We start from the raw sequence: 7,602 nt of genomic DNA, 5'->3' as shown, positions 1-7,602 counted from the left end.
AGCGCACATTCGCATGGCTGGGGCGATGCCGCAGGCTGGCCAAGGACTGGGAGAAATCCCTCGCTTCCGCAGAAGCCTGGATATACGTCGCTCACATTCGCCTGCTCACCCGCAGGCTCGCAAGAAGTTGATATCAAAACACTCTTTTTGATTCAGGCTCTTAGATATCACCGGCCTTGTGGTTGCCCTATTATGCCCCCGGCCGCTTGTTCTTGACGTAGTCCAAAGCCTCGATCCGTGCACGTCAGTCACAAGTACAATTAACTTCGGCCCGAAGGCGCAGGAGCCGTCGGTGCCGACGACTTTTACACTCTTACCGTTGTCAGGATGAAGCGCGTCGATCGGATTGCTGAGCGGTATCATTTCAATTTCCATTCGTGTTCTCCTCGTTTCTTGTTTTGGTGTGTCGAAGTGCCCGCCGGATTCCACCGGCGGTAGGTGCTTCCACCGCCAGCGGGGTATAAGGGGTGGTGGTGGCTAGATCGGTGGAAGGCGATGGTATGGCGGTAGTAGTCCGGTGGAAGGCCGCGGTGGAATCATGCCGCACCGTAATTTTCAGATGCCAAGATGAGCCGCTTTCTCTGTCGAGAAGGCGGGCCGTCCATAACAATCTTGATTTCATCCGATTCCAAAAGGCGCTGCGTCGCGTCGGGCAAATTGGCGTTTTGATACCCCGCCGGCATCGGTGTGCTTGGCCATCTTCGCAGGCGCATGATTTGTGCCAGTGAGGTCGGAAACGGTCGGGCCAGTTCGATTGAACGTTGACAGCAGCTTCTTGAACGTCTCGTCAGCGCGTCTGCTTATAATACCGGCAACAGCGGACGGCTTGCCGTCATCCAACGCGAACACACCTTCTTGCCAGCGCATGCGTATCTCTCCGCCCTTCTTGCCGTAGTTGGCCTTCATGGTGGTAAGGGTACGAACATCTGGGTCTGCCCCGTCTCCGCTTGCCGTGGTGAGGTACAGCCGCGATCGGGCGCTATTATTCCAGGCGGTGCTACCGGACGAGCCAGTGCCGGTCTGCATACCCGCGACCGACGGGTGGGAGAGCAAAAGGACGGCCATGTCCAATTCGATGGCCGGCTTGCGGAGCATGCCGATGAACTGGCGGACGTGATGGCGCTTTATCTCATCGCCCCCAAAGAGGTCCGCTGACGTGTCCAACACTAAAAAGCCGGGGCGGAATTCGATAAGTCCCTCCACCAGCTTGACCATGTTTTCGGTCGGCTGCATTACGCTAGCCTTGTTCGGAACGGGCAAGCAAAGCGTCGCGGCCGGCCATGGGGAGAAGGCGAAAATCCGACATGTCTGACAGGCTGCGCTGATGTTCGTACGTTATGGCGGCTAGTCGCCGGTGGAATTCGTCACTTTCGTCCTCAGCGCCTAAGTACATCACTCGACCGGTCATCGGCCGAAGCCCAACCGTTTCGCACCCCATCGCGCTCGCCGCCGCAATCTGTAGTGCCAAGAGGGACTTTCCGACGCCACCATCGCCGTTAAGAATCGTTATCTGGCGACGCGGTATCAGCCCGTCCAGAAACCATTCCCGAGTCGGGACCGGCATGCCTTGCCAGTCTACAGGGTTGATGAAGGGAGGTGGATCGTTGTCGTTGGCAGCTAATGGTTCGCCGTCCTCTAGGCTGTATCGGATGGACTGCTGCACACCCTTCAACCAACGGGTTGAAAATTTCAGTTTGAGACGCCCGATCGTGCTTACAAAATTGTAAACACAAGTAGCGCCGTCGGGATCGACTACGTGAGTGCCACCGCGGTCGGACTGCCACTCTCGAGCGCTTTCCAGGTCGAACTCTGCCGCCTCAGGCTGCGGTGCGGTCATGCGGCGTCGGCTCCATGAGCGCGGCGATAGCGGCGCTGGCGATTTCGGCAACAAGTGGGCGTCAGAAAGTGACGACGCGGCCGCCGAGGGCGTTCGGCGCAAACAGGCTGTGGCCCCCGTCTGGCCGCCGAGAGAGTTTCAGATTGAATACCCTCACATCATCGCGGAAACCCAGTCGTGTGCGTGTACCGAAAGCGGTTACGATTTGCCGGGGCCATGCACAGGCTCAAAGCGCATTCTGAACAGAGCTCAGCATCGCCGTGATCGCCTGTTTGTACTTCGCGAACTCGGGCGATGTCTGCCGGACCTCCGTGGTGGTCGTCGTCTGCTGGCCCGCCGTGGTTGTGGCTGGGCTCAGCTTGCGACCCATCTTTCTTTCGGCCCAGTCCACGACATAGCTGGCGGACTTGCCGGTCAGAAAGGGATTGGCCTGAATGACGGCTGACCCGAGCACGGCGCTCAATTGCGCCGAACCCGATGCCGACAGCACCTGATGCGCGCCCTCCATGCCGAGAAAATGGCAGAGATAGAGCCGGCCGGCTGTGATCTGGTGGCCGCGCGCCCGAAGATAGGCTTCGCCTTCTCGCGCCAGATTGCGAACCATCTCGCGCGAGATCGTGGCGTCGTATCGCAGGGCGAGCAGGTCGGCGGTCGAGAGTGTGCGTGCAAGTTCGGGGCGGTAAGTGTTCATCATCCGGATCCAGGTCTTTGTGATGAATTGGCCGGCGCCTGTCGCTGAAGAATTTGGGTTCTTGGCACGGGCGCTGCCGCCACTTTCGACATGGACGATGCGGTCGGTGAGTGTTTCCACGGCGGAAAGATCCGAAGCGACTGCGGTAACCGTGCCCAGTGGGTCGATCGCCGCGCCATTCTGGTAGAGTTCGAAATGCAAATGCGGTCCGGTCGAAAGGCCGGTGGTGCCGATATAACCGATGATGTCGCCAGCCTTCACCTTGGTGCCGACGCCGCCCTCGATTGCGAATTTCTGCATATGAGCGTAGCGCGTCTCGCGCCCGTTTCCGTGCGATATCTTGACCAGATTGCCGTAGCCGCCTCCATCGCCCTGGAAGGTAATTTCGCCATCAAAGGCCGCGGCGATCGGCGTGCCTACGGGCGCCGCCCAGTCGACGCCCTTGTGAATGCGAACGGTCCCGAGAATTGGATGTTTGCGAGGCCCGAAGGTGGACGTCAAGACCCCGTTGACTGGCGTGACCATGCCGTTGGTGACCGTCAGCGAACGAACCTGGTCGTCGCCTGTGACGCATGCAAACTGACCATCGCCCTGCTGGAAGACGAAACAGTCGAGGCTTTTCGTCGTCCCCTGGACACCCACATACAGCACCCGCCCGGCGCCTTCGTCCTTGCCGCGCGGCGTCTGCGAATAGATCAGCACAAGACGCTGGTCCTCGCTTGCGAAAGCGTCCAGATCCTGTCCTCTCGACAGATACATGATCGCTTCGCCGATCACGCCGGTCGGAACGCTGTTGCGTGCCGCTGTCGAGTAGATCGCGTCGAGCAGACGATATTGCCTTTTGTGTGCGCCTTCCTCCGGCGCACCCGAGTAGTTGAACAGATCTTCGCGTACCCAAGGATCAACCCCCGAGACGAACACGCCTGCGGCATTGCGCGTCAGCGTGCCGACGAAAACGTTCTTGGCGTAGATCGACACCTGCATGAGGGATATCGTTGTCGTCTCGCGGTTCGGCCGGTATCCACGCAGGGCGACGACATAACCCGGTTCCAGGCCGTCCCGGCTAAAGAGCGCCTTCAGGGCCTCGCCTGCCAGCCTGGCGTCGTCGGCGGAGAAATGCGCATCGAGCGCAACGCTGTCCAAACTGCGATTGTTGAGGATCTTCACGAAAGTGTCTTCGGTGGCCTCGAACCGCTGATATTCATTCATGACAGTTGCGACGCTGGTGTTGTTTTCGATCTGGGTCTTCTGGAATGCGGGAAGGGCTGCATCGCCTGCATCGATTGTTTCACCCCAGCCAGCTTCGGGATCGTCCGTGCCTGCCTGTTGATCCGAAGCCGGCGCGAGCTCACCCGCGGCAGGAGATGGCTCAAGGTCGTTCTGCAGATCGCTGGAGGGCGCGGGCGCGGTCTTTCGTTGCGCCTGGAAAAATGCAAAATCCTCCTGCGTCGACGGTATCGTCGTCATGAATTTTTCGCTGGCGCTAAGCATGACATCGGACAGGATCTCGATCTGTGGCGAAACCTCGGCCTGGTCGAGTTCTGCCGGACGCGGAATCACGCGGCCTTTCGTTGCTGCGCCGCTATCGGGTGCGAGCGTGATCCACATAGGATCCCCCGCTAGACCGATAATGGCAGGCACATAGACAGATGCATCGGCCGGCACATCATCCGCTCCTTCCACCGCGTGCAACTCCTCGTCTTCGTCGCCAAACGACCAATAGTCCGCGGTGAGGTAGAAGCCGACGGCGATCGAACACAGGAAAATCAAGGCGAAGCCGGCGATAAGCCGGCGCCAAAGTGTGCGCCGGCGAAGGGCGGCGCGCGCCTGCTTTTTCGCCTTGAAGCTGGTGTCGATCGCGTGCGTCACGGACTGCTTCCGGTCAGGAAAAACGTCCACCGCACCTGTTCAAGCGTATCGACTTCAACAAATCGCGCCGCGATATGGCCGCGCTGCCAGCACTCCTCGATGCCGCGTATCGAGAAACGTCGCCGCTCGATGCACATTTCGGTCGACCCGGTCAGGATCGCGTGGCCAAAAACGTCCGTGGCATAGATGTAGATGTAGCGGTTCGTCAGTTCCTCGCGAATGACGTTCACGCACTGATTTGCGCCGATGGTCCACCAGCCGTCGGTCTGGTCGGCATTGTCGATTGTCTGGCCGACGGCGAGGTTGACGACGTCGAGCGTCTGATTGCAGACCGTGAATTCGGCGCGCGCTTCGTTGCATGAGAGCACGGCCAGCAGTGCCGCGGCCGAAACCACCGCAAGCCTCATGCCGCCTCTCAAGGCAAGCAAGGCGCGAGCCCGATCACGCTGCTTTACGGGCAGGCCGGCAGACGAGCGGGGCAAACGCGAGCGGCAGAGTTCCATTGCACGCCCATGCTACCCGCCGAGCCGGAAATATTTGGCACTGGCCGAGAACTGTGATCCGTTGGTCTCGATTTCTTCGAGAATTTTGGGCAACAGCTGCGAGGCAGGCACCGGCGTGGAGAACGCAGCCGCCTGAATATCCTGGGGGCCGGTGATCACCATGATGATCTGCGGCACGGCCTTGCCTGCAGCCCTGTCGGCCGCGCCGAGGCCGATCGGGATGCTGAAGGTAGCCTTGTCTGACTGTACGACCATGCGGTCGTCGAGGTTGAACATCATGCCTTTGTGGTCGATCAGCAGCACGCTGGAAATGAGCCCGCCATGCGTCACCAGCGTGCCGCTGATCGGCGTACCGTTCGGCACCGATGTTCGATCGAGAACCAGCTGCGGCTTGTCGACCGCAGTCTGGCCCAGAAAGCGCAGGAAGTTGGTGACTTCGCACTGGGTTGGCTCGATGAGGCGCACGCTTATGTCCGGCTCAACGTGGAACTTTGCCTGGAAATCAGTCAGCATCTGTTCGAATGGCTGAACCGCCGTTCCAAATCCTTCGATGGCCGCCGTCTTGTCGGTTATCGACGTGACGGCCGCATAGAAACAGTCGCCGCCGCTGAAGTCGCGAACCCACGAGACCCGTTGCGCCATGTCGTCGATGACCGGAGGAACTTCCGGCTTGGGCACGTTCAAGGCGACCGTGGCCTGGCCTGGCTGTTTGGCAGCCGGCTGGTCGGCCTGCTGCCCCTTTGCGCCCGTCGCATCTGCTTGGCCTGCAGCCGGTTCGGAAACGGGCGTAGCCGATTTCGCCTCCGCCGGGTGGCTGGCCTGTCGTTCAGGCTTTTGGCTCACCGCAACGTCGGGCTGGCGGGGTGGCGGCGTTAAAGCTTTTTCGGCTGGTGGAGCGATTGGAGCGATCTTGCCAAGCGGCGGAGGCGTCTTCGGGCTGTCGCCGGCCGCGATGTCGGGCTGAACTGCCGGCGACATTTTTTCGGCCGGCGGTTGTGCCGCGCTTGCTGGCGATTTCGGTGTTTCCCTGGCTTGCAGGGGGATCTTGGCGGGCTCTGCCGGCTGCAGCTTTTGGCTCTCCGCGACGTCGGGCTGGGGCGCTGCCGGCGTTGACGTTTTTTCGGCTGGTGTTGGGGTTGGAACGAGTTTGTCAGGCGGCGGAAGCGTCTTCGGGCTGGCGTTGGCAGCGGTATCGGGCTGAATTGCCGGCGGTACGTTTTCGGCCGGCGGCAGCGCTGCGCTAGCTGATGGCTTCGGGGCTTCCCCGGTTTGTGGGAGCATCTTGGGCGACTCTTTCGGCTGCGGCCGTTGAGGCGCAGCCGCCTCTGCCTGATTTTCAGTTGGCGATGCGGTGGTCTGCGTTTGCGGCTGCGCGGGTGGAACTACCTCTGGCGGCCTAGGGGCGTTCGCAACATTATCCGTCGCGACCGGCTTTGATGCCTCTGGTGCGGGCTCTGATGGTTCTGGGGCGGACAGCGATGTCGTGCCGGCGGTCGGCGTGGTACGCGTCATAAAACCGCTGACATAGAGGCCGGCAACCGCGGCGAGAGCCAGCGTCGCGAAGGCAGAAATCGCGATGGTTCGGCTCTTTGTGGATTTTCCGGGCCCGCCACGTGCGACCGCGCGTGGCGGGCTGGCGACTGCTGAAGGCCGCGGTTCGGACAGCAGCGCAGGCCGGACATGCGGGACGAAGCGCTGCCCACCGGAACCTGCCGTCACAGGCGCGTCACGCCCCAAATCATAGGAAGGCTGGGCCTTGGGCTCAGGCGCAAGGGTTTGCCCCGCTCGTGGCAAACCCGGCCGATCGCGGGTCGGCATGAACGTTGGCGGCGTTGTCCCTTCGTCCTCGTCACGCGTCATTCTGGCGATTTCCGCCATGCTCGCCGGGCGGTCTCGCGGATCCGGCTGCAGCATGGCTTCAACAATGCCACGAAAATCGTCGTCGATGTCGGACAGGTCGGGCACGGTCCGGCGCTTTTCGATGATCTCGAATTGGGACCCGCTCATGTCGATCGGCTTCCCGCGCAGAGCGGCAACCAGCACCAGCCCCAGGCTGTAGATGTCGGATTGCTCGCTGACATCGCCGCTGTAGAGCCCAAGCTGTTCGGGCGAAACATAGTTGTACTTTCCCGCGAATTTTCCGCCGATCAGGGTCTCCCCACCGACGGTCGCCGATCGCGCAATACCGAAATCGATGATCTTGGCGCGGTCGACTCTACCCCCTGGCAAGATGATGTTATCGGGGGAGAGGTCGCGGTGAATTGCTCCCGCTTGATGCACGGCGCTCAGACCCGAAGTGAGGCGATGGCAGAGCTTGCGTACCTCTTCAGTCGGCATCGGGCCACGTCGCATGATGTCGTACAGCGACTCGCCGTCGACAAATTCCATGGCAAGGTAGGGACGACCGATGCCTGGATCGATGGTGAAGACGTGGTATCGCACGACCGCATCATGCGACAGGTGATTGAGGATTGACGCTTCCTTGCGGAACAAGGACAAGATCGTCGGGTCGCGGGCAAATTCGGGCAGGACGATCTTGATCGCGACGTGGTCGCCAGTCTGGATGTTGTGGCCACGGTAGACCTCGCCCATGCCACCGAATGCGATCCGCTCGTCAAGTTCGTAGATGCCGCTGAGTTGCGTGCCGACGGCGGTGTTGGCCAGCTGCGGCGATATTCGCGTCTTGTCGTCGGCGCTCATCA

The 7,602-nt window shown here is 61.0% G+C and carries 5 protein-coding genes and 1 pseudogene; 1 reads left to right on the top strand and 5 read right to left on the bottom strand.

The window, feature by feature from the left end; genetic code table 11:
• A pseudogene (locus tag NKH70_RS25220) lies at positions 1–131 on the top strand (IS5/IS1182 family transposase); the annotation flags it as partial.
• 487 nt (positions 132–618) lie between these two features.
• Here NKH70_RS25220 and NKH70_RS25215 read toward each other — a convergent pair.
• The 5 genes from NKH70_RS25215 to NKH70_RS25195 all read right to left on the bottom strand — a co-directional run bounded on the left by NKH70_RS25215 (position 619) and on the right by NKH70_RS25195 (position 7,600).
• Positions 619–1,233, bottom strand: a complete 615-nt coding sequence (locus NKH70_RS25215; protein ID WP_353026296.1) for an AAA family ATPase — start codon at positions 1,231–1,233, stop codon at positions 619–621.
• 4 nt (positions 1,234–1,237) lie between these two features.
• Positions 1,238–1,837 carry an AAA family ATPase gene (locus tag NKH70_RS25210; protein WP_353026294.1) on the bottom strand — a complete coding sequence of 200 codons (600 nt, stop codon included), beginning with the start codon at positions 1,835–1,837 and terminating at the stop codon, positions 1,238–1,240.
• 226 nt (positions 1,838–2,063) lie between these two features.
• Positions 2,064–4,397: a M23 family metallopeptidase gene (locus NKH70_RS25205; protein WP_353026293.1), complete on the bottom strand. Its 2,334-nt coding sequence runs from the start codon at positions 4,395–4,397 to the stop codon at positions 2,064–2,066.
• Positions 4,394–4,804: a DUF1036 domain-containing protein gene (locus NKH70_RS25200; protein WP_352530738.1), complete on the bottom strand. Its 411-nt coding sequence runs from the start codon at positions 4,802–4,804 to the stop codon at positions 4,394–4,396. Before NKH70_RS25200 ends, NKH70_RS25205 begins: the two co-directional genes overlap by 4 nt.
• 108 nt (positions 4,805–4,912) lie before the next feature.
• Positions 4,913–7,600 carry a serine/threonine-protein kinase gene (locus NKH70_RS25195; RefSeq protein WP_353026292.1) on the bottom strand — a complete coding sequence of 896 codons (2,688 nt, stop codon included), beginning with the start codon at positions 7,598–7,600 and terminating at the stop codon, positions 4,913–4,915.
• Between the last annotated feature and the right edge of the window lie 2 nt (positions 7,601–7,602).

Origin of the sequence: Mesorhizobium sp. M0991, from assembly GCF_040318915.1 — a bacterium.
GTDB lineage: Bacteria > Pseudomonadota > Alphaproteobacteria > Rhizobiales > Rhizobiaceae > Mesorhizobium.
The sequence above is the reverse complement of the archived record's forward strand: the minus strand, read 5'-3'. Positions and strand labels throughout refer to the sequence as shown.